Origin of the sequence: Bradyrhizobium sp. 137 (assembly GCF_023074095.1) — a bacterium.
In the GTDB taxonomy this organism is placed as follows: Bacteria; Pseudomonadota; Alphaproteobacteria; order Rhizobiales; family Xanthobacteraceae; genus Bradyrhizobium.
In genome coordinates this window covers 1-19495 of record NZ_JADPKU010000018.1, presented here as the reverse complement: position 1 = coordinate 19495, position 19495 = coordinate 1, and the positions used below count along the sequence as shown (strand labels likewise).

General features: G+C 61.4%; 18 protein-coding genes and 2 pseudogenes. 5 read left to right on the top strand and 15 right to left on the bottom strand.

From position 1 onward, the window contains the following. Positions 1-10: 10 nt before the first annotated feature. The 10 genes from IVA78_RS03305 to IVA78_RS03260 all read right to left on the bottom strand — a co-directional run bounded on the left by IVA78_RS03305 (position 11) and on the right by IVA78_RS03260 (position 9941). Positions 11-214 (bottom strand): hypothetical protein, encoded by a 204-nt coding sequence (locus IVA78_RS03305; RefSeq protein WP_124161485.1) that lies wholly within the window; start codon positions 212-214, stop codon positions 11-13. Positions 215-432: 218 nt separating this feature from the next. Next, on the bottom strand, positions 433-1206 hold the full coding sequence (locus IVA78_RS03300; protein WP_247275837.1) for a fumarylacetoacetate hydrolase family protein: 774 nt from the start codon (positions 1204-1206) through the stop codon (positions 433-435). A gap of 11 nt (positions 1207-1217) precedes the next feature. Beyond that, positions 1218-2237 (bottom strand): 2-dehydropantoate 2-reductase, encoded by a 1020-nt coding sequence (locus tag IVA78_RS03295; RefSeq protein WP_247275836.1) that lies wholly within the window; start codon positions 2235-2237, stop codon positions 1218-1220. Between the two features lie 106 nt (positions 2238-2343). Then, complete coding sequence (locus IVA78_RS03290) at positions 2344-2769, bottom strand: CBS domain-containing protein (protein ID WP_247464298.1); 426 nt, start codon at positions 2767-2769, stop codon at positions 2344-2346. Between the two features lie 176 nt (positions 2770-2945). Further along, a complete protein-coding gene (oxlT, locus tag IVA78_RS03285) occupies positions 2946-4268 on the bottom strand; it encodes an oxalate/formate MFS antiporter (protein ID WP_247275834.1) in 1323 nt (440 codons plus the stop codon). Between the two features lie 265 nt (positions 4269-4533). Continuing rightward, positions 4534-5823, bottom strand: coding sequence for an oxalate/formate MFS antiporter (oxlT, locus tag IVA78_RS03280; protein ID WP_247275833.1), 1290 nt, complete (start codon positions 5821-5823; stop codon positions 4534-4536). A 395-nt stretch (positions 5824-6218) separates the two neighbouring features. Continuing rightward, on the bottom strand, positions 6219-7718 hold the full coding sequence (locus IVA78_RS03275) for a tripartite tricarboxylate transporter permease (RefSeq protein WP_247275832.1): 1500 nt from the start codon (positions 7716-7718) through the stop codon (positions 6219-6221). Positions 7719-7760: 42 nt separating this feature from the next. Further along, complete coding sequence (locus IVA78_RS03270) at positions 7761-8258, bottom strand: tripartite tricarboxylate transporter TctB family protein (protein ID WP_247275831.1); 498 nt, start codon at positions 8256-8258, stop codon at positions 7761-7763. 81 nt (positions 8259-8339) lie between these two features. Continuing rightward, the gene (locus IVA78_RS03265; protein WP_247275888.1) at positions 8340-9305 is read right to left on the bottom strand and encodes a tripartite tricarboxylate transporter substrate-binding protein; all 966 of its coding nucleotides are present in this window, start codon (positions 9303-9305) and stop codon (positions 8340-8342) included. Positions 9306-9803: 498 nt separating this feature from the next. Then, positions 9804-9941, bottom strand: coding sequence for a hypothetical protein (locus IVA78_RS03260; protein WP_247275830.1), 138 nt, complete (start codon positions 9939-9941; stop codon positions 9804-9806). Between the two features lie 355 nt (positions 9942-10296). Here IVA78_RS03260 and IVA78_RS03255 point away from each other — a divergent pair, with 355 nt between their 5' ends. Further along, positions 10297-11628, top strand: coding sequence for an Hsp70 family protein (locus IVA78_RS03255; protein WP_247275829.1), 1332 nt, complete (start codon positions 10297-10299; stop codon positions 11626-11628). A gap of 281 nt (positions 11629-11909) precedes the next feature. Here IVA78_RS03255 and IVA78_RS03250 read toward each other — a convergent pair whose 3' ends face one another. Continuing rightward, complete coding sequence (locus tag IVA78_RS03250) at positions 11910-12353, bottom strand: SRPBCC family protein (protein ID WP_247275828.1); 444 nt, start codon at positions 12351-12353, stop codon at positions 11910-11912. 153 nt (positions 12354-12506) lie between these two features. Beyond that, positions 12507-12920, bottom strand: a complete 414-nt coding sequence (locus tag IVA78_RS03245) for a hypothetical protein (protein ID WP_247275827.1) — start codon at positions 12918-12920, stop codon at positions 12507-12509. A 260-nt stretch (positions 12921-13180) separates the two neighbouring features. Between IVA78_RS03245 and IVA78_RS03240 the strand changes: the two genes are divergently transcribed. Next, on the top strand, positions 13181-13423 hold the full coding sequence (locus IVA78_RS03240; RefSeq protein WP_247275826.1) for a hypothetical protein: 243 nt from the start codon (positions 13181-13183) through the stop codon (positions 13421-13423). Positions 13424-13764: 341 nt separating this feature from the next. On the opposite strand, the pseudogene IVA78_RS03235 reads toward IVA78_RS03240, so the two are convergent. Both IVA78_RS03235 and IVA78_RS03230 read right to left on the bottom strand, forming a co-directional pair. Then, positions 13765-13995: pseudogene (locus IVA78_RS03235) on the bottom strand (transposase); the annotation flags it as partial. Positions 13996-14163: 168 nt separating this feature from the next. Further along, positions 14164-15732, bottom strand: coding sequence for a winged helix-turn-helix domain-containing protein (locus tag IVA78_RS03230; RefSeq protein WP_247464296.1), 1569 nt, complete (start codon positions 15730-15732; stop codon positions 14164-14166). Positions 15733-15891: 159 nt separating this feature from the next. Between IVA78_RS03230 and IVA78_RS03225 the strand changes: the two are divergent. Both IVA78_RS03225 and IVA78_RS03220 read left to right on the top strand, forming a co-directional pair. After that, positions 15892-16588: pseudogene (locus IVA78_RS03225) on the top strand (hypothetical protein). A gap of 26 nt (positions 16589-16614) precedes the next feature. Next, positions 16615-16977, top strand: a complete 363-nt coding sequence (locus IVA78_RS03220; RefSeq protein WP_247278266.1) for a hypothetical protein — start codon at positions 16615-16617, stop codon at positions 16975-16977. A 151-nt stretch (positions 16978-17128) separates the two neighbouring features. Here IVA78_RS03220 and IVA78_RS03215 read toward each other — a convergent pair whose 3' ends face one another. Then, complete coding sequence (locus tag IVA78_RS03215) at positions 17129-17374, bottom strand: hypothetical protein (RefSeq protein ID WP_247278265.1); 246 nt, start codon at positions 17372-17374, stop codon at positions 17129-17131. Between the two features lie 299 nt (positions 17375-17673). Here IVA78_RS03215 and IVA78_RS03210 point away from each other — a divergent pair, with 299 nt between their 5' ends. Beyond that, complete coding sequence (locus IVA78_RS03210) at positions 17674-19227, top strand: winged helix-turn-helix domain-containing tetratricopeptide repeat protein (protein ID WP_247278264.1); 1554 nt, start codon at positions 17674-17676, stop codon at positions 19225-19227. The last annotated feature ends 268 nt before the right edge of the window (positions 19228-19495 follow it).

The following is a 19495-nucleotide window of genomic DNA, read 5'->3' as shown; positions in this document are numbered from 1 at the left end:
GTGTTGCGTGTCAGTAGCGCGCTGCGACCGGGCCGGGCGCCTTGCCGATCGGGGCCTTTCCAACCGGGCTCTTGCCGATCGGCATCTTGCCGATCGGAGCCTGCTCAGCCGGATAGGCCGGCACGGGCTGGCGGCGCGGCAGATCCGCAGCGTTCGCAGCCGTGACCAGAGCAAGCGTGGCACCGAGAGCAAATACAATCTTCTTCACAGTCATACCCCTAGAAGGTTAGTCCAAACACGGCGGCGCCGTGCCCCCAGACACGCCTCACAGAAGGGCGGCCGAATGCGTCCAAGTTGCGGCACGCGCGGGACATGTTGACGGCATATGTCGGGCGTACGCAGATGTGATGTGTACGGATGTTTTCGGGGTGTGTGACGGCCGAGGATTGGGCTGTCGCTGCGCTCATCCGGGCTGCGGCGCCGCGCCGGCAGCTACAGCCGAAACTCGTTCGTTAGCTCGCCGATGCCGTCGATCGCGACAGTCACGGTGTTCACCGGCTCCTTCATCACGCCGACGCCGACCGAAGTGCCGACGGCAATGAGGTCGCCGGGCAGCAGGGTCATGTCGTGGGAGATCCTGCTCACCAGTTGCTGAGCGCTGAAGATCATGTCGGAGATCGGATAGTTCTGCCGCTCCGCGCCGTTGAGGATAGTGCGGACCGTGAGCTTGGCCGGATCAAGGCCGGTGGCGATGACGGGCCCGAACGGGCCGTAATCGTCGATGCCCTTGGCGCGAGCCCATTGCGGGAAAGTGGAATCGCTGGTCAGGATGTCGTTGGCGGTGATGTCGTTGACGCAGGTGTAGCCGAAGATGAAGCTGTCCGCTTCGCCAGGGGAGACGCGGGCGCATATCCTGCCGATCACGATGCCGAGCTCGCCCTCATAGGTGGTCTTGCCGTCGTAGTAAGACGGGCGGCGGATCACGGCGCCAGGCGTCGTGATGCTGGTGGTGGCTTTCAGGAGATACAGCGGCTCCGGCGGCTCGGGCTGGTTGAGCTTGGCCGCGAGCGCATGGAAATTATTCCAGAGCGCGACGATCTTGCTGGGCGCGCAGGGCGCGAGCAGCTCCACATCCGACAGCGCCAGCATCTTGCCGGTGCTGGCGTTGCGGCCGAACATCTCGCCCTCATGCACGCTGATGCCTGATGGCGTCAGCGTGCCGAAGCCGGTCGTGCCGCCATGGCGGAAGCGCAGCCAGCGTTTCATCTCGCCCACCATCACGCCACCGCCAGTGCGCGCGGATCTGATGGTGCCGAGACGCCGTCATAGAGGCCGGCGATGCGCGCGCGCTGGGTCACCATCGCCAGCACCGAATCGAGCACGGGCGTGGCAACCCCGGTGAGGCGGCCCATCTCCTGCACCACGGTGACGAGCGGGTCGATCTCCATCGGGCGGCCGCGCTCCAGATCCTGGAGCATCGAGGTCTTGTGCGCGCCGACCTTGCGGGCGCCCTCGATGCGGCGCTCGACGTCGACGCGGAACGTGACGCCGAACGTCTCGGCGATGGCTTGCGTCTCCACCATGATCGCGCGCGACAATGCACGCGTCGCCGGATCGGTGCAGATCACGTCGAGCGTTGCATGGGTCAGGGCGCTGATCGGATTGAAGCAGACATTGCCCCACAGTTTGAGCCAGATCTCGTCGCGGATGCGGTCGAGCACCGGCGCCTTCAGCCCGGCCGCGACGAAGAGATCGGAGAGGCGCTGCACGTCCGGCGTGATCTCGCCGGAGGGCTCGCCGAGCGGGAAATTGTTGCCGTAGATGTGGCGGATCACGCCGGGCGCCTCGATCTCGGTGGCGGGATAGACGATGCAGCCGATGGCGCGCTCGGCGCCGATCTCGCGCCACTGCCGGCCGCCGGGATCGATGCTCTCTAGCGTCGAGTTCTCGTATTGGCCGCCGTGCTTGTAGAAATACCAGTAAGGGATGCCGTTGACGGCGGTGACGATGCGGGTGTGAGGCCCGAGCAGCGGCTGCATCTTTTCGATCACACCGGTGATCGAATGCGCCTTCAGCGTGATGATGATGTAGTCCTGCACGCCGAGCTCGGCGGGATCGTCGGTGCAGCGCGGATGCACGGTGTGCTGCTCCTCGCCCGCGAGCAGCGTCAGGCCGCGCTCGCGCATCGCGGCAAGGTGTGCGCCGCGTGCGACCAGGCTGACGTCGGCGCCCGCGCGCGCGAGCTGAACCCCGAGATAACCGCCGATCGCGCCGGCGCCGTAGATGCAGATTTTCATGAAGTCCTCGCGAGGAGCAGAAAGCCGGAATTTGGCACGAAAGATCCGGTCCGGCTCGGAAGGGTCCGAGCCGGGGCCGGCAGTCGCAGGGGGTGTGTGGAGGGCTCTAGGCTGCTTGCGGCGTAGAGTTGGTGGCCTCGTCCACGGCAGCGGCGATGTCGCGCATGCTGATGACCGAGACGAGGCTGTAGTCGTCGATGACGGGCAGATGGCGGATGTGATTCCGGTTCATCAAATGGCGGACGTGCTCGATCGTGTCCGAGGAGGTGCAGGACACGAGCTGCTGCACCGAGACCAGCTGCGAGACCTTGACGTTGATAGCATTGGCGCCGTGATCGGCGACTGCGCGCACCACGTCGCGCTCAGTGAACATGCCGACCGCAGTATTGCCTTCCGAGCGGACCACGTCCTTCACAACCAGTGCGCTGATATTGTTGGCGCGCATCAGCTTGGCGGCGATACCCACCGTTTCGTTCATTCGCACCGTGACAACGCGCGGCATCTTCTTGCGCAGAATGTCTCCGACCAGCATTGCAACCTCCCTGGGTGAATGACCAGGTGAAGTGTGGTATACATAATGCCAATCGTCAAGCGCTGGATTTGGCTGATCCGAAAAATCTTGCGGCAGTAGTGCTGACGTTTGTAGGGCGCCAAAAAGAAAGGGGCGCATCGCTGCGCCCTTTTCCAGCCTCTAAGCCGTATGGTGGCTTATGCCGTCTCGGTCTTGGCATTGCCGGTCGCGGCCTCAATGCTCTCGGCTTCCTTGCCGAGGATGAAGGAGCGACGCAGCGGCTTGATCACGAACAGCGCCATCAGCGCCGCCGTCGCATTCAGCGCCACTGCCACCACGAACACGGCCTTCCAGCCATAGGCAGTCGAGATCACGCTCGCGAGCGGGACGAGCAGGGATGCCGTGCCCTTGGCGGTGTACAGCATGCCGTTGTTGGTGGTCGCGAATTTCGCGCCGAAGGTGTCGCCGCAGGTCGCAGGGAACAGCGAGTAGATCTCGCCGAACACGCCGAAATAGACCGCGGTGGCGAGCACGAACACGACGGGCACATGGCCATAGGCCGACAGCGCCAGCAGCATCAAAGCAGCGGTGCCGAAGGCGATGAACATGGTGGGCTCACGGCCGATCGTATCGGAGACCCAGCCGAAGAAGGGACGTCCGAAACCGTCGAAGATGCGGTCGAGCGAAATCGCGAAAGTCAAGGCCGCCATCTGGAAGCCGGCGAGCGTGACCGGCGTGTCGGCGATCTTGAAGTCGTGCGCGATCGGGGCGATCTGCGCCGCGGTCATCAGGCCGCCGGAGGCGACCATCACGAAGACGAGATACATCACCCAGAAAACAGGGGTCCGCAGCACCTGCGGCGGGGTGAAGTCGATCTTGGTCTGCGGCAGATTGAGCTGCTTCTTCTTTGGCGGAATCGAGATCCGCGGCGGTTGGATGAAGAAGGCGAGCACGAACACGATCAGACCCTGGCCGATGCCGAAGGTGAGGAAGGCGTGCTGATAACCGCTCGAGACGATCATGCTCGCGATTGGCACGACGGTAAGCGCGGCGCCGGCGCCGAAGCCGGCGGCGGTCGCGCCGGCTGCGAGCCCGCGGCGGTCGGGAAACCATTTCAGTGCGTTGCCGACACAGGTGCCGTACACCGCGCCCGCGCCCATGCCGCCGATGATCGCGGCGGCATAGAGCAGGGTAAGGCTATCGGCGTAGGAGTTGAGGATCCACGAGAGCGCGATCATCGCGCCGCCGAACATGACGACAATGCGTGGACCGTATTTGTCGACGAACCAGGCTTCGACTGGCACCAGCCAGGTCTCGGTGACGACGAAGATGGTGAACGCGAGCTGGATCGCGGCGCGCCCCCAATGGTGGGCCGCATCGATCGGATCGACGAACAACGTCCAGCCGTATTGCAGATTGGCGATCATCGCCATGCAGACGATGCCCATCACGAGCTGGAGCCAACGGAAACCGGTGCGAAGTGGCGCGGCCGTGACGGCGCCATCCGGGCTGGAAATCATCAAGAACCTCCCAAGGCGCCTGATTGGCTGCGACGCAGGATCGCAAGATGACCTGATGTCGCAAATATTGTGGCTTATCGTCGCAGGCGCGGGCCGAACATTGGTATACGATATTCCAGATTGCAAGCCCTAACTTGGCGCCACATTGAAGAATGCGCGAGGTTCCATCGTGATTTCTGGGGGGCATCGCGGGGGCCTTCGCACCAAACGAAAACGCCCGGCCGTGAGGCCGGGCGTCCTGCTGAGTGAATTGTAGCGGAGCGGGTCAGACGGTCGATTTCGCGACCACGACCTTGCGCCAGGGTTTCAGCACCGCGATTGCCAGCAATGAAGCCAGAATGTTGGCGCCGGCCGCAATGATGAACACGCTGTCCCAGGTGCCCGACGATTGCTGCATGTAGTTGGCGATCGGCACCAGCAGCGCGGCGGTGCCCTTCGCGGTGTAGAGCAGGCCGGCATTGGTGGTCGCGAACTTGGCGCCGAACGTGTCGGTGCAGGTCGAGGGGAACAGCGAGTAGATCTCACCCCAGGCGAAGAACACGAAGCCCGAGAGCAGCACGAACCAGATCGGATCGTGGCCCCAGAGGTAGAGCATCCAGATGCCGAACCCTTCCATGCCGAAGGCGATGAACATCGTGTTCTCGCGGCCGATCATGTCGGAGATCCAGCCGAAGAACGGACGCGTCAGGCCGTTGAGCACGCGGTCGATCGTCGCCGCGAACGTCACCGCCGTCATCGTCACCGCCATCAGCGTGACCGGCACGTTGTCGACCTTCCAGTCGGCTGCGATCGGCTTCAGGTTCGCCGTCACCATCAACCCGCCAGCGCCGACGATCACGAACATGAAGTACATCAGCCAGAACAGCGGCTGACGCAGCACCTCGGTCGGTTGATAGTTGCGGCGGGTCTGGAGCAGATTGGCGTTCGCCACCACGTTCGGCACCTGGCCCGCTTTCGGCGCCAGCAGGAAGAAGGCGAGGATGCAGATGATGATGCCTTGCCCGAGGCCGAAATAGAGGAAGGTGGTCTGAAATCCACTGTCCTTGATCATGGCCTGGATCGGCGCGACGGTCAGCGCAGAGCCTGCACCGAAGCCTGCGGCCGTGATACCCGCAGCAAGACCACGCTTGTCCGGAAACCACTTCAGCGCGTTGCCGACGCAGGTGCCGTAGACGCCGCCGGCGCCGATGCCCGCGATGATCATGCCGAGATAGTAGCCGTTGAGCGTGGTGGCCTGCGCGTTGATTGCCCAGCCGATGGCACAGAGCACGCCGCCGACCAGCACGACGATGCGCGGACCGTATTTGTCGACGAACCATCCCTCGACCGGCACGAGCCAGGTCTCGAACAAAACGAAGAGGGTGAACGCCCATTGGATCGAGGCGCGATCCCAGCCGAACGTCTTCTGGATGTCGGGGACGAAGAACGTCCAGCCGTATTGATAGTTGGCGATCATCACCATCGCGCCTACGCCGATGGCCAATTGCGCCCAGCGAAAAGCATCGCTTACACGTGTGACACTAGGGGCCGCTGCTGACTGCACCATGTCCGTCATTAAAACCCTCCCGAACGCGCCGATCATTTTTTATGCATGCGCTGGCTCGCATCCTGGTATTCATTATGCCAAGATTCAAGCTAGGGACTGAGGGTGCGGCGAAATATCGCGGGCTTGCTCACATGCGCCTTGGCTGCGGGATTGTAAAGGCTGAATTGCTGCCGGCGTGCCGGGGGGCCTAGCGGTTGTGCCATTCAAACCATTGATTCAACGGCCGATTTCTGCAACGCGGCGAGCCGCAAGCACGCTGTGAAAAAGCCCGTGCCCTCGGCACACGACCACTTGTGCGCTGTTCGCACACAGCGCCGTCCGGTGGGTCGGTGACTGCAAATGGTGGAATTGCTTATCCCAGAAGGTCTGGAGGGCTTCGCACGGCCGCGCGCGGAGATCGCGCGTCACACCATCGACGTCCGCAGCCGGCTGTAGCCTTCCTGGATCGCGGACCAGAACAGGGCGACCAGACCGAGCGCCATGATGGTGCTGACGAGGCCGTTGGAGAAGAACACGCCGAGCGATCCTTGCGATCCCAACAGCGATTGGCGGAAGGCTTCCTCTGCCTTGTCGCCGAGCACGATGGCGAGCACCAGCGGTGCGAGCGGGTAGTTGCACTTCTTCAGGAGGTAGCCCAGCACGCCGAACACCAGCATCAGCATCACGTCGAAGGTGCTGTTGTGCACCGAATAGGCGCCGATCGCGCAGAGCACCAGGATGAGCGGCGCGATGATGCCGAAGGGCACGCGGAGGATCGCGGCGAAGATCGGCACGCAGGTGAGCACGACGATGAGGCCGGCGAGATTGCCGAGATACATCGAGGCGATCAGGCCCCAGACGAATTCCTTCTGCTCGACGAACAGCATGGGGCCGGGCTGCAGGCCCCAGATCAACAATCCGCCGAGCAGGACGGCGGCGGTCGGGGAGCCCGGCACGCCGAGCGAGAGCATCGGCAGCAGCGCCGAGGTGCCCGCGGCATGGGCGGCCGTCTCGGGCGCGATCACGCCCTCGATCTCGCCCTTGCCGAAATTGTTGCCGCGTCGCGCCAGGCGCTTGGCGATGCCGTAGCTCATGAAGGAGGCCGGCGTTGCGCCGGCGGGCGTGACGCCCATCCAGCACCCGATCAGGCAGGAGCGCAGCGAGGTCATCCAATAGGCGGGTAATTCCCGCCAGGTCTGAAGCACGACCCGAAGATTGATGGTGGCGTTGCCGCCTCGGAAAGCCAGTCCTTCCTCCATGGTCAGCAGGATCTCGCCGATACCGAACAGGCCGATCACGGCGATCAGGAAGTCGAATCCGTTGAGCAGTTCGGTGACGCCGAAGGTCAGCCGCAACTGGCCCGTGATCGAATCGAGGCCGACCGCCGCGAGCGCAAAGCCCATCATCATCGCCGCGATGGTCTTGAACGGCGGCTCCTTGCTGAGGCCAACGAAGCTGCAGAAGGCGAGGAAGTACACCGCGAACTTCTCCGCCGGACCGAATCGCAGCGCGAAGCCCGCGACGAGGGGCGCGACCAGCGTGATCATGATGACCGCAAACAGCGCGCCCACGAAGGAGGAGGTGAAGGCGGCGGTCAGGGCCTCACCGGGTTTGCCCTGTTGCGCCATCGGATAACCGTCGAAGGTGGTCGCCACCGACCAGGGCTCGCCGGGTATGTTGAACAGGATCGAGGTGATGGCGCCGCCGAACAATGCGCCCCAATAGATACAGGACAGCATGATGATCGCCGACGTCGGCGGCATGCTGAAGGTCAGGGGAAGGAGGATCGCAACGCCATTGGCGCCGCCGAGCCCCGGCAGCACGCCGATGATGACTCCGAGCGTGATGCCGATGATCATCAGCATCATATTGTAGGGCTGCAGGGCGACCGCGAAGCCGTGAAACAGGTTGGCCAACTCTTCCATATCGATACGTCCTGCAGCAATGATTGCGTGACGGCGCAGCTCTTACAAACCAAGCCATTCCTCGAGCGGGCCCTTGGGAAGCGGGACCAGGAACCAGCGCTCGAAAACGAGATAGGTCACGACCGGCATGCCGATCGCCACCGCGATGGTCGTGAGCCAGCGATAACCGCCGAGCCAGCGCATGAACCAGGCGATGAAGATCATCGAGGCGACGTAGAGGCCGATGAACGGCATCGAGCCGACATAGATTGCCGTGGGCACGACGACGCTCATGACCTGGCGAAGCTGTCCCCATTCTGCAAACAGCCGGCCGTCGTCGTGGCGCTGCGCGCTCCAGAGATTGATGGCGCTTGCGCCGACGATGGCGGCGCCGACATAGAAGGGGAAGAAGCCGGCACGCGGGCCCTCCGCGCCCCAGTTGATGCCGGCCTTCAGGCTGCCGAAGATCACGACCAGCCCGAAGACGCCGATCAACAGCGCCATGCCGATTTCCAGCGTCTTGTGTGCGGGGCCGGATTCGGATCCGGATCGTTCAGTCATGGGACCTCCAGGCGGACGCAGTCTTGCGCGGTCGCGGCAGATGGAGGACGACCCAGCGTCCTCAGCCGTCGATGTCGCGGGTCAGTTCCCCGATGCGAGGAAGCCGGCTTCCTTCATCAAGCCTTCGTGGCGCTTCTCCTCGGCCTCGACCCACTTCGCGTATTCGGCTCCGGTCAGGAACGTCGTGTTGAAGGCGCCGCTCTTCATGAAATCCTGCCATTCCGGCGTGGCGCGGACCTTCTTGAACAGCTCGACGTAGTATTCGATCTGATCCTTCGTGGCCTTGGGCGACATGAAGATGCCGCGCAGCATGAGATATTCCATCGCCAGGCCCTGCGACTTGCAGGTCGGAATATCCTTCCAGGCCTTGCCGTCGGCGATCGGCTCGTCATAGGCCATCGGCTGAGCGTCGAAGACGCAGAGCGGACGGAGCTTGCCGCCGCGCCATTGCGCGACCGCCTCGATCGGATTGTTGACCGTCGAATCGACGTGATTGCCGACGAGCTGAACGGCGACTTCGCCGCCGCCCTTGTAGGGGATGTAGGTGAATTTTGCGTCGATTGCCTTCTCGATGCCGACGGTGATGATCTGGTCTTCCTGCTTGGAGCCGGTGCCGCCCATCTTGAATGAGCCGCTCGGGGCTTTCTTCACGGCGTCGACGTAGTCCTTGACGGTGTTGTACGGTTTCTCGGCATTCACCCACAGCACGAATTCGTCGAGCGCCAACATCGCCACCGGGGTCAAATCCTTCCAGTTGAACGGAATCCCCGTTGCCAGCGGCGTCGTGAACAGGTTCGACAGCGTGATGATGATCTTGTGCGGATTGCCCGACGACGTCTTCACATCGAGGAAGCCCTCGCCACCCGCGCCGCCGGCCTTGTTGATGACGACGAGCGGCTGCTTCATCAGACTGTGCTTGGTGACGATGCCCTGGATGGTGCGTGCCATCTGATCGGCGCCGCCGCCGGTGCCCGCGGGCACGATGAATTCGACCGGACGGACTGGCTCCCAGGCAGCACGGCTTGCGGTGCTGTTGGCGCACGACATCGCGATTGCCGCCAAAGCGACATTCAGAACGAATGGCCTCATCTTGTTTCTCTCCCTGTCGAATCCTCAACGCAGCCGATCTTTGTCGGCTTGCGTCAGCCCATCTCGATTCAGATGCCTGGGGTCACCCTTGCGGTCGATCTCCCATGGCAGTCCGGTAGAAACTCTATGAGTAGGGACAACGCGCGGCATCCGCTCCTTTCGGCTAAGGCTCCGCCAACGCTCGCGGCAGGTGTGCCCCTCGGCCGCCCCGCCCTGCGGTGACTGTTTCCCCTCTTAGGCCTTTGTTACTCAATCGTTCGGGCGATGGTATGCGAGATGCCAGTAGACAAACAATCTGATCGGCGGGTCCCACCGGCGGACCAATCGTCGCAGTTGTGGTCGCGAGCCAGGGCGCGCGCAAAACGAAAAAATGGCCCCGACATGCGAGGCCATTTGATCAAACGTAGGGTCTGCGAAGTCTGCCATCCCGCCGTTCGGCAGGCGGGCAGGGCCTTCTTACAGGCCGAAACGGGGCAGGTCGCCGTTGTGATTCGAAATCTTGGCGCTCGCCATCAGGAGGCTGTCGATTGCGGCCATCAGGCGGGCGAACAGCGAGGAGGAGGGAGCCAGAGCAACGGAAGCAGTCTTGGACATCGGAAATCCCTTTCTTGAGAACAGTCAGCCTTGCTGTCTCATTTGAGGGCAATCTATGTATACCAAATACCACTGTCTATGGTCTTGGTTGCATAGCAGTACGCAACCTTTCGCATTGCAACATAAATGCTGAATTAACGGAGCCGTTTCGGAAATAAAATTGCTGGTGCGGCGGAGCAGATGGGTCGTTCCAGTGCCGAAGGTGCGAAAAGCTGGCTAAATCATCCCGGATCGCGCGTGATCTTGCAGCGATGGGACGCCAAGTTCCGGCCGCACTGCAACGGTGGGTCTTGGCACGGCCATGCAAAGCCGTTAGAGGTCCGCCCCCTTATCCAATCATCCGTCAGAGTGGTTCATGTCGAGCGCCTCGCCCGCCGTCTCGATCGGCATCGATTTTGGAACCAGCAATACGGTCGTCGCGCTCGCGGCGGACGACCGCCGGGTCGAGGCCATCCGCTTCGACCATGGCGGACAGCGCCACAGCGTCTACGTATCGGCGCTGTGCTTCTGGGAGGATCGGCCGGGAGCCGGCGCCCAGGCCGAGGGCGGTCCATGGGCGATCGAGCAGTTTCTCGAAGGGCGCCACGTCTATCGCTTCCTCCAGTCGTTCAAGACGTTTGCGGCGAGCTCCAGCTTCAACACCACCCAGGTGTTCCGCCAGCGTTACAAGTTCGAGGATATTTTGGCGGCGTTCCTGCGGACGCTGGCGCGCCACGGCGGGGACCGGTTCGGCTTCGAGGCCGCAAACATCACGGTCGGCCGCCCCGTCCGCTTTGCCGGCGGCAATCCCGACGAGGCGCTGGCGATGCAGCGCTATCGCGCCGCGTTCGAGCGCTTAGGTGCCGGCCACGCGCGCTACGTCTATGAGCCCGTGGGCGCGGCGTTCTCCTTCGCCCGCCGGCTGGAGCGGGATGCCACCGTGCTGGTTGCGGATTTCGGCGGCGGCACCAGCGACTTTTCCGTGATGCGTTTCTCGCGCAAAGGCGGCAGCCTTCGCGCCGAGCCGCTGGGACACGCCGGCATCGGCATTGCGGGCGACACGTTCGACTATCGCATTGTCGACCATGTCGTCTCGCCGCGGCTCGGCAAAGGTTCCAGCTTCCGCTCGTTCGACAAGGTGCTGCCGGTCCCCAGCGGCCACTACACCAACCTCGCTCGCTGGCACCAGCTCGCGATGATGAAGAGCAACGGCGATTTGCGCGAGCTGCGCGAGCTTGCGCGCACCGCGCTGAAGCCGGCTCTGCTCGAGGATTTCATCATCATCGTCGATCTCGACCTCGGCTTTTCGCTGTACCGCGCGGTGTCCGACGCCAAGGTGGCGCTGTCGGCGCAGGACGAGGTGGACTTCCGTTTTGGAGGCGGCGGGGTCGACATCGGCGCGGCCATCACACGGAAAAATTTCGAATCTTGGATTGCCGACGATATCGCCCGGTTAGGGGCCACCGTCGACAAGGTGCTGGGCGAGGCAGGCATTACCGGGCGCGAGGTGGAGAAGGTATTTTTGACCGGCGGCACGTCCTTCGTGCCGGCTGTCCGAAAGCTGTTCGCCGAGCGTTTCGGTAACGAACGGCTGATGTCGGGCGACCAGTTCGAGTCGATCGCGTATGGTCTCGCGCTGATCGGACACAGCCCCAACCCCGACAGATGGACCGCCGGCGGCGGCCTTGAATCGAGGGCGGGCGCGTAATTCGCAATCGATCGGATCTGCCTCGCAGGCAGCCGCAGCTCAATTGGGCTCCGTAGATATCTGCAGACTCGATCTGAGTTGTTCTCTCGGAGAGTTCATTCTACGTCATTGCGAGCGCAGCGAAGCAATCCAGAGTCCCTCGGCAGAACGATTCTGGATTGCTTCGCGGAGCCTGTCGTCGGGCCGCGCTTTCGCGCGGACCCGTTGGCTCGCAATGACGATGCGGGGAAATCTGCGGATTTGGTCGAACAGATCGCCCCGCTGCGTCAAACGCGGACCGGCTATTGGTTGATCTCGGGCTCGACGAGCCGTGCCAGGTTGCGCAGCGATTCCTGCCAGCCGAGATAACAGGCCTCCGGCGGGATGACGTCGGGGATGCCGGCCTGCGTGATGTCGACTTCGGTGCCGACCGAGACCTTCTTCAGGATCACGGTGACCTGGATCTCACCCGGCAGGTTAGGATCGTCGAACCTGTCGGTGTAGCGGAGGCGTTCGCCCGGGACGAGCTCGATATATTCGCCGCCAAACGAATGGCTGTTGCCCGTCGTGAAATTCCGGAACGACATCTTGAACGTGCCCCCGACCTTGGGCTCGAAATGATGCACGGTACAGGTGAAGCCGTTCGGCGGAAGCCATTTCGCCATCGCGTCGGCCTCCAGGAAGGCGCGATAGACTTTCTCCGGGCTGGTGGCCAAGACGCGGTGCAGACGGACAGTGCTGGGCATGATTGTTATCCTCAGTGAATTAATGGGCCCGAGTTTGGCGTCTATGGCCCATTCATGTCACGAGGACGACGGGGAGGCTGCCGATCCGACACGGCTTTGCAGATTTTTGTTAGGCGTCGGTGCCTGCGATGGTCCGCGCGCCGGCCCGGCCAATCAGGCTTGGCGTGTCTTGTCCGCCTTGGTCTTCGATGCCAGAACCGGAAGGACGTCCCCCATGCTCAAAGGCTGACCGTTGGGGAAGCCGGACATCCTCAGGCTCGAAAAATGCGTGGTCCCGTCGACCGGAGACACATAGGCGAACTTGACCTCGATCTTGTGCTTGATTTCGTAGCCCTGCCATTTCGGGTGTTCGCGCGTCAGGATTTCGGCCTGGTCACAGCGAAGCAGATCGGAGGTCGACGTCGTCTTGGAGAGAATGCCGCGCTCGACCTTCTCCAGGTAGCACTGATCGGTCACGGCGCTGACGCGCGCATCGACGCGTTGAAAATTCGCCTTCTTGTCGTACTGGTCGTAGGCAGCAAAACCGGCGATGCCGACGGCGATCAAACCGAATACCAACAGACGCATGCTCGTGCTCCCGTTTGTGGCAGGTTGAAGCGCCAGACATTAAGGGCAGCTAAATCCGGTCAAGACGGTCTTCAGGAACAGAAAACGCTTCTTTGCGACCAACGCAGCCAGTTGACTTAAATTGATGCGATGCGAGTTAGATGAACTCTCAAAATGGGCCCCATCCGCGATGAGGAATCGGTTCGGGCCTAGAACCGCCGCGCCGGAGGAACGCGGAGCGCGCCGGCTTGTTGTTCGCGATCAGGACGGGAGATAGATCAATGATAAAGAAGCTCTTAGTGAGTACGATGATCGCCTCGATGATGGGAACCGCAGCACTGGCGCAACCGAGTCAGAGCCAGCAGGGCGCGCAGGCCGGAGTGGCCGGAACAAGCGATACCACCAAGAAAACGGCTAAATCGAAGGGTGGGATGACGACGGGCACGTCTTCCAGCACGACCGACAGTTCAGGCACCAGCACTCCAGGTGGCCAGTCCACAAAGAAGAGCGGCGCGCGGAAGTGATAGAGTTGAAAGCCCTCCAAACTAGCGAGGGCTTCTTGGTTTCAGCGGTCTCCCTATAGTCTACGAGGGAGCGCGAACCGCAATTCGAAGGACTCGCTGGGAGGAGCCCGATGGGCTGCGTGCGGCGTCCACGAGGCCAACGGGCCGACCGCCACTCACTTCGCCCGTCGTAGAATTCAAGCTGCGCGTGCCGTTGCGAAGGACCGGCGGCCCGCCCAAAACATGAATGCAGCCATTGCGCCGATGCCGATTAGGCTTGGAAGGCTGCCGGCAAGGTCCGAAGCAAGCGCGGCAAAGCCCCAGATCGCTGCACGGCAGCATCATGGGCACCAGCCAGTACGCTCAATGAGCTTGGACCACGCGCGCGCCCGTCGCCAGCGAACGAACCGATTGTAGCAGGTCGTGTACGGACCGAAGCTTTCCGGCAGGTCGCGCCACGGTGCCCCGGATCGCAAGACCCAGAAGATGCCATTGAGGACACGACGGTCATTCACTCGTGGCACGCCGCGCGACTTATTCGGCAGCATCGGCTTAATGGCAAACCACTCATAGTCCGTGAGTTCGTAGCGCATGATTCGACCCCTTCCGATGGATGGCTTGAATCATGGCTCGGCTGGCAGGCTCAACTGGTCGCTATGCACCCGAAAGCGGACCTATTATGCTCACTTTTTGTCGTTCATGACCCGAAGCCGACGTAGCGCAGGAACGCGCTAAAGTCGGTTTTTGACCGGAAACGTCCATCACCCTTCCGGCACGCCAGCGAGGCGGAAGCCTTCACACGCGCGCTCCAGCCCAGCAAGAAAAGTCGGATTGTCGCTTGGTTGAGCAGTGCGGAAGCGACGGATGGTGAAACCTGAGTTGAGCGCAAGTCCCGTTCTTGCAGCAGTTCGCGCCTCATCGAGGGCGCCGGTCAGGCCTAACGCAGCGGCGAGCGCCAAATGAGCGAGAGGAAAGTTGCGGTTCGCCTCAGTGCTTCGTCGTAGCCAACTGACCGCTTCGACGTCCGAACCCAGCTGTAGCTTGGCCACGCCTACAAAACACGCCCATTGGTAGGCCTCAACGTCGCGAGGGGAGAGACGTAAAGCCTCGAATATGTGGCCTTCGGTCTCGGCAGCGCGCCCCATATAGAATTTGGCAAAACCAAGGGCAGCATGAGCGTTGGCCCTGTTCGAATCCAGCGCCAACGCATGCTCGAATTCACGGATGGCTTGGGCGGCCCGGTTCGTAAAGATCTGGACCCGACCCTGAGCCAAGTGGGCTGAAGTGTGGTTCGGCCTGATCGACAATGCCTTATTCACCATCGCCTCGGCCACTTCAAACCGCGCAGGCCCATCATCCGTCGTAAAGCTGGCTCCAACTGCCGTATCAACATTTGCCAGGCCAATCATTGCTTCGACGTTGCCGGGGTCGCACGCTAGAGAGCGTTCGAAGAAGCTCCGCGCTCGCGTTAAGCATTCAAGGCTAAACCCCGTCATCAGCCAGGCCCGGCCCTGGAAGTATAAGTCCATTGCATCGGGACTCAGCGTACGTTCGGCTCGTTGCGCCTCAGCCTCGATGAGCCGGCTACCCAACGTATTGGCAAGCCTGGATACGATTTCGTCCTGCATGTCGAACAGGTCAACGACAGCCTTCTCGAAGCGCTCGGCCCAAAGATGCTGGCCGCGGATAGCATCAATCAACTGCACGTTCATGCGAAGCCGCTTGCCGCTGCGTTGCACTGAACCTTCGAGCACGTAACGAACGTTCAATTCGCGGCCGACTTGCCGTACATCGACTGCTCTACCCTTGTATGAGACGGCGCTGTTCCGTGCGATTACAAATGAAGCGGCGATGCGCGACAAGTCTGTGGTCAAACTCTCGGTTACACCATCCACGAAATAGTCCTGCTCACGATCAGCGCTAAGGTTCGTGAAGGGTAGCACGACGATGGATAGGCGCGGCGGCGTGTCGCCGGTTCGCTCGACTGAGCCAACCGTCTCTATTGCGGAGCTCCCGGCTTCCTGCACTGCACCCACGAAACGGAAACCTTTGCGCGGGAGCGTCTTGATGAGGTCCTGTTTCTCGCCAGTGTCGCCGATTGCACACCTCGCACCATTGATGCGCGTCGTCAGAGCGGCATCCGAGACGATGCGACCATTCCAAACGCCGGCGATGAGCTCGTCCTTACTGACAACGCGTTCCCTGTTCCGGATCAAATAGTTCAGAAGATCGAATACCTGTGGCGCGACAGAGATTATCTCGGCTCCTTGCCGCAGCTCGCGTCGCTCCGTATCCAGCGTGAAATCCGAAAAGGAGTAAAGCAATTGCATCCTCCTGCGGTACGATCGCACCCCAGCGGAGCTGATATGTAAGCAGACGGTAAGAAGAATGGAAGGCGCCTGTAAAGCGCTTCTCATGACCTTGGCGCATCCTCGTGCGCGGCAACAGTATGAACTGCTTGCGAATTTCGCGTCACGAGGGAGGATGCCATGAAGCGGACGGCTGCACTGACTTGGGCTGCCACTGCAGCGAGGCTCTTGATCTGCGTCGTATGCGCTCTCGCCTCTGCGAACCGCGCTCACGCTCAGTGCTCGGCGCGCGATGTGTTGCAGAGGCAGTTAGTGCTCAAGGCGGCGCCCGTTGCCCCGACACGCATGGGTCCAGTAACGTCCGTTTCGGATGTTGCCGAATGGGAAAACAATCAGTATCGGGACGTTCCCGGATACGTTTTCTCTCCTGACCGCGCTGAGTGCGATTGGTTGCGGCGTCGGTAACTCGGCTGCGGAGGCTCTTGCCCGACCTGCGTTTACGCTCAGCGGTACCAGAAGGGCGGTAACACTTTTGACAGTGACCGCGGCCGATCTGGGCTTCAGAGGTGAGACGGTGCCATTGCGGCAAATCTACGAACTCGCGCAGCAACTGGGCTTCGAGCTTGCACCGGCCGAAATCGCTCCGCAGCTCAGGCTTCAATATCTGGACCAGCCCGTAGGTGAGTTTCTCGTCATCGGGATGAACCCGATCCGGACGTGGACTGGTGAAGAGGTCATCCTGACCGTCGCAAATGGGGGAGCTGGTCTCATTCTCATCGGCCAGGATGGTCGCGCCGACGCGGAAATACCAGTGACCTCCCGCTTCGTATTCCTGCGCTCCTTGCCCATTACGCCAGCTGCGCTGAATCGAAACTGATTTTCCGAGATGGCCGAGGTGACGAAATGCTGGCGATCAGAGCGATGAAGCGCTTGGCAGCTCAAATTTGCCTCATGCTGCTGGTGTCGACCGCGACATTTGCGCGAGATGACGGCCGCTATGCGAATTCCCCGTTGAAGCCCTGGTTCGAGAGTCTGCAAAGCGAATTCGGGAAGTGCTGTGAGGACTCCGACGCCTACGTGGTCTCCGAACCGAACTGGAAGTCCGATCACGGACAATATCGCGTTCGCATCGACGACGAATGGGTGCTCGTGCCAGACGGCGCTGTCATCAAGCAACCAAATCTTGCCGGACGGACCATGGTCTGGAAGCACTACATCGATGGACATCCTCGTGTCCGCTGTTTCATTCCGGGCAGCATGACGTGATACCTCGTTCACCGTCTAGTGAACCCCGCGCATGATCCAAGATCGATGGTCTGGTCCACCAGTGGGATCCGTTGCGCAGTTTCGTTAAAGCAAGAGGCTTCGTCTCTTTGTTGTTGCGGTGCTTACATCCGGAAATGGCCCCTTCTGGACCTTACCGCGACCAGTTCCAATGTGGTGTCTGAGGAAGATCAGAAAGGACTTCAGGCGCAGCAATACGGCGCACGTGACTCCTATCGGAAGTCGGTAGGCCCAATCTGGCCGTCCCGGTTGGCAGATATCGCAGCCATTCACCGGATCGGATGCCTCGAGGGTCAATACCTTGGTGCGAGGCGACGTAGTCGATCTCGCCGCGCGTGGTGCCGATATCCATCAGCTCCGTGTCGCTCAAGTTGGACAAGGTGGCGCGCAGTTTTTGGCCCTTGCGGCGCTCCTGAACGGCAGCCCAATATTTCCAGATGAAGCCGGTGACATGCCGGGTCGATTCGGATGTCCATTCCAGCCATGTAGTGCCATGCGTCGGGTCATTGCGGCGTCTCCAGGACGGTGTTTTTGCACCGACCGGAGAGTGCCGCGGGATTGGCGCGGACGCTTAACCGGCAGCTTACATTTTCCGTACCGGCGGCTTATTCTCGCGATTTCCGGTGAGGCCAGAACGCTACCCCGTCATGGGAGCCTTCATCCAACGGGATTCGCATTTTGCGCTATCTCTTTGCAGAGTACGTATTCGACACTGACTGGCGCGAGTTGCATCGCGGAGCAACTGTCGTTTCCATTACACCACAGGTGTTCGATTTGCTCGAATACCTGATCCGGAACCGGGAGCGCGTCGTCAGCAAGGACGATCTCATCGGCGCCATCTGGCACGGCCGCGTTGTGTCCGATGCCGCGCTGACGACCCGCCTCAATGCTGCCCGCGCTGCCATCGGCGATACTGGCGAGGAGCAGCGCCTCATCAGGACGCTTCCGCGCAAGGGATTCCGTTTCGTGGGACAGGTGCGGGAGGTGCAAGATGTTGCGAGCCCAGATCCGGTCGATTCGCCCGTGAGTGCTCCTGCAGTACCCGACAGGCCCTCCATTGCCGTGCTGCCGTTCGCGAACATGTCTGGCGATCCCGAGCAAGAGTACTTCGCTGACGGGATGGTTGGTGAGATCACGACCGCGCTTTCGCGGTTCAAAGGGTTGTTCGTGATCGCGCGCAATTCAAGTTTCACCTTCAAGGGCAAGGCGGTCGACATTAAGGACGTCGGGCGCCGGCTTGGCGTGCGTTATGTCCTGGAGGGTGAGGTTCGCAAGGCCTCGGGGAAAGTTCGCATAACGGGCCGGTTGATTGAAGCAGCTACAGGTACCCACATCTGGGCGGACAGGTTCGAGCGCGACATGACGGACATTTTCGCGCTGCAGGACGACATCACGCTCGCCGTCGTCTCAGCCATTCGGCCAAAGTTGTTTCAAGCCGAACTTGCACTGGCATCGCGGCGACGACCGGAAGACCTCACCGCGTATGATCTCTATCTCCGGGCCATACAGCAAACGGTCCCATCGACCCGCGAAGGGTTGGCCGAGGGGCTCCGACTGGTCAAGCGCGCCTTGGAACTTGATCCCGGATTTGCTGGTGCCGCCGCTCTGGCAGGTGCCTGTCATTCGGAGAACGTGGTCAGGAATTATGCCATCGATCCTCAATTCGAACGCATGGAAGCCGTTCGGCTCATGCGCCTGGCATTGAGCCTCGACGATGGTGATCCCGACACGTTAGCGGGTGTTGCCTTGATTTCGGCGCTCCTTGTCGGCGATTGCGAGAGCGAGATCGAGATGTCCGACCGGGCGGTCAAGCTCAACCCGAATTCATACTACGCATGGCACCGCAGAGGCTGGGTCTATAAGATTGCGGGGCAGCCAGAGGAAGCGATCCGGAGCTTTGAACACTCCATGCGAATGAGCCCGGTAGACCCGCAAGCATTCATAGCGCTGACCGGGATAGGGTTTGCCCTTATCGAGCTTCGTCGCTTTGACGAGGTCATCATTGCAGCGAAGAAAGCCTTACGTCTCAACCCCTACTATCCAGGACCATATCGCTGCCTCATATCCGCTTTCGCCTATCTCGGACGCGACGCCGAGGCCCGTGAGGCGGTGGCTCGCATGCTTGAGATCGATCCTGGTTTCACGATTTCGGCGTGGATCGACAGGAGCCAGCTATCAAAAACCGCGAAGCTGATGATTGAGGGCTTTCGCAAAGCGGGGTTGCCCGAATAACTTCCAATGTCCACAAGGCGATCAAATGTCGGTACTCTTCTGCAGCGCATGAGTCCGGAGTTGCCATTCTCGGAAGTCCGACAACGTCCGCTTTCGTGCCGCTGTTGGAGGACAGCGGACATCACGCGCGCCTACTCTTAGCAGCAGATTTTATGAGTACGCACCCTAGCACTACTTTGGCAGAATTGGTTTGTGCTGCAGTTTTTCACGGATACGTCTTCTGCAGTAGGGGCATCGCTGCGATCGCTGCCGTAGGATGAGATCGACG

What these genes read in the sequence shown, in the direction of transcription:
- IVA78_RS03260 (WP_247275830.1), bottom strand. Translation starts at nt 9,941, where the DNA reads ATGTCCAAGACTGCTTCCGTTGCTCTGGCTCCCTCCTCCTCGCTGTTC.
- IVA78_RS03305 (WP_124161485.1), bottom strand. Translation starts at nt 214, where the DNA reads ATGACTGTGAAGAAGATTGTATTTGCTCTCGGTGCCACGCTTGCTCTG.
- IVA78_RS03220 (WP_247278266.1), top strand. Translation starts at nt 16,615, where the DNA reads ATGCTGGCGATCAGAGCGATGAAGCGCTTGGCAGCTCAAATTTGCCTC.
- IVA78_RS03230 (WP_247464296.1), bottom strand. Translation starts at nt 15,732, where the DNA reads ATGCAATTGCTTTACTCCTTTTCGGATTTCACGCTGGATACGGAGCGA.
- oxlT (WP_247275833.1), bottom strand. Translation starts at nt 5,823, where the DNA reads ATGACGGACATGGTGCAGTCAGCAGCGGCCCCTAGTGTCACACGTGTA.
- IVA78_RS03275 (WP_247275832.1), bottom strand. Translation starts at nt 7,718, where the DNA reads ATGGAAGAGTTGGCCAACCTGTTTCACGGCTTCGCGGTCGCCCTGCAG.
- IVA78_RS03265 (WP_247275888.1), bottom strand. Translation starts at nt 9,305, where the DNA reads ATGTCGTGCGCCAACAGCACCGCAAGCCGTGCTGCCTGGGAGCCAGTC.
- oxlT (WP_247275834.1), bottom strand. Translation starts at nt 4,268, where the DNA reads ATGATTTCCAGCCCGGATGGCGCCGTCACGGCCGCGCCACTTCGCACC.
- IVA78_RS03240 (WP_247275826.1), top strand. Translation starts at nt 13,181, where the DNA reads ATGATAAAGAAGCTCTTAGTGAGTACGATGATCGCCTCGATGATGGGA.
- IVA78_RS03300 (WP_247275837.1), bottom strand. Translation starts at nt 1,206, where the DNA reads ATGAAACGCTGGCTGCGCTTCCGCCATGGCGGCACGACCGGCTTCGGC.
- IVA78_RS03270 (WP_247275831.1), bottom strand. Translation starts at nt 8,258, where the DNA reads ATGACTGAACGATCCGGATCCGAATCCGGCCCCGCACACAAGACGCTG.
- IVA78_RS03290 (WP_247464298.1), bottom strand. Translation starts at nt 2,769, where the DNA reads ATGCTGGTCGGAGACATTCTGCGCAAGAAGATGCCGCGCGTTGTCACG.
- IVA78_RS03295 (WP_247275836.1), bottom strand. Translation starts at nt 2,237, where the DNA reads ATGAAAATCTGCATCTACGGCGCCGGCGCGATCGGCGGTTATCTCGGG.
- IVA78_RS03255 (WP_247275829.1), top strand. Translation starts at nt 10,297, where the DNA reads ATGTCGAGCGCCTCGCCCGCCGTCTCGATCGGCATCGATTTTGGAACC.
- IVA78_RS03245 (WP_247275827.1), bottom strand. Translation starts at nt 12,920, where the DNA reads ATGCGTCTGTTGGTATTCGGTTTGATCGCCGTCGGCATCGCCGGTTTT.
- IVA78_RS03250 (WP_247275828.1), bottom strand. Translation starts at nt 12,353, where the DNA reads ATGCCCAGCACTGTCCGTCTGCACCGCGTCTTGGCCACCAGCCCGGAG.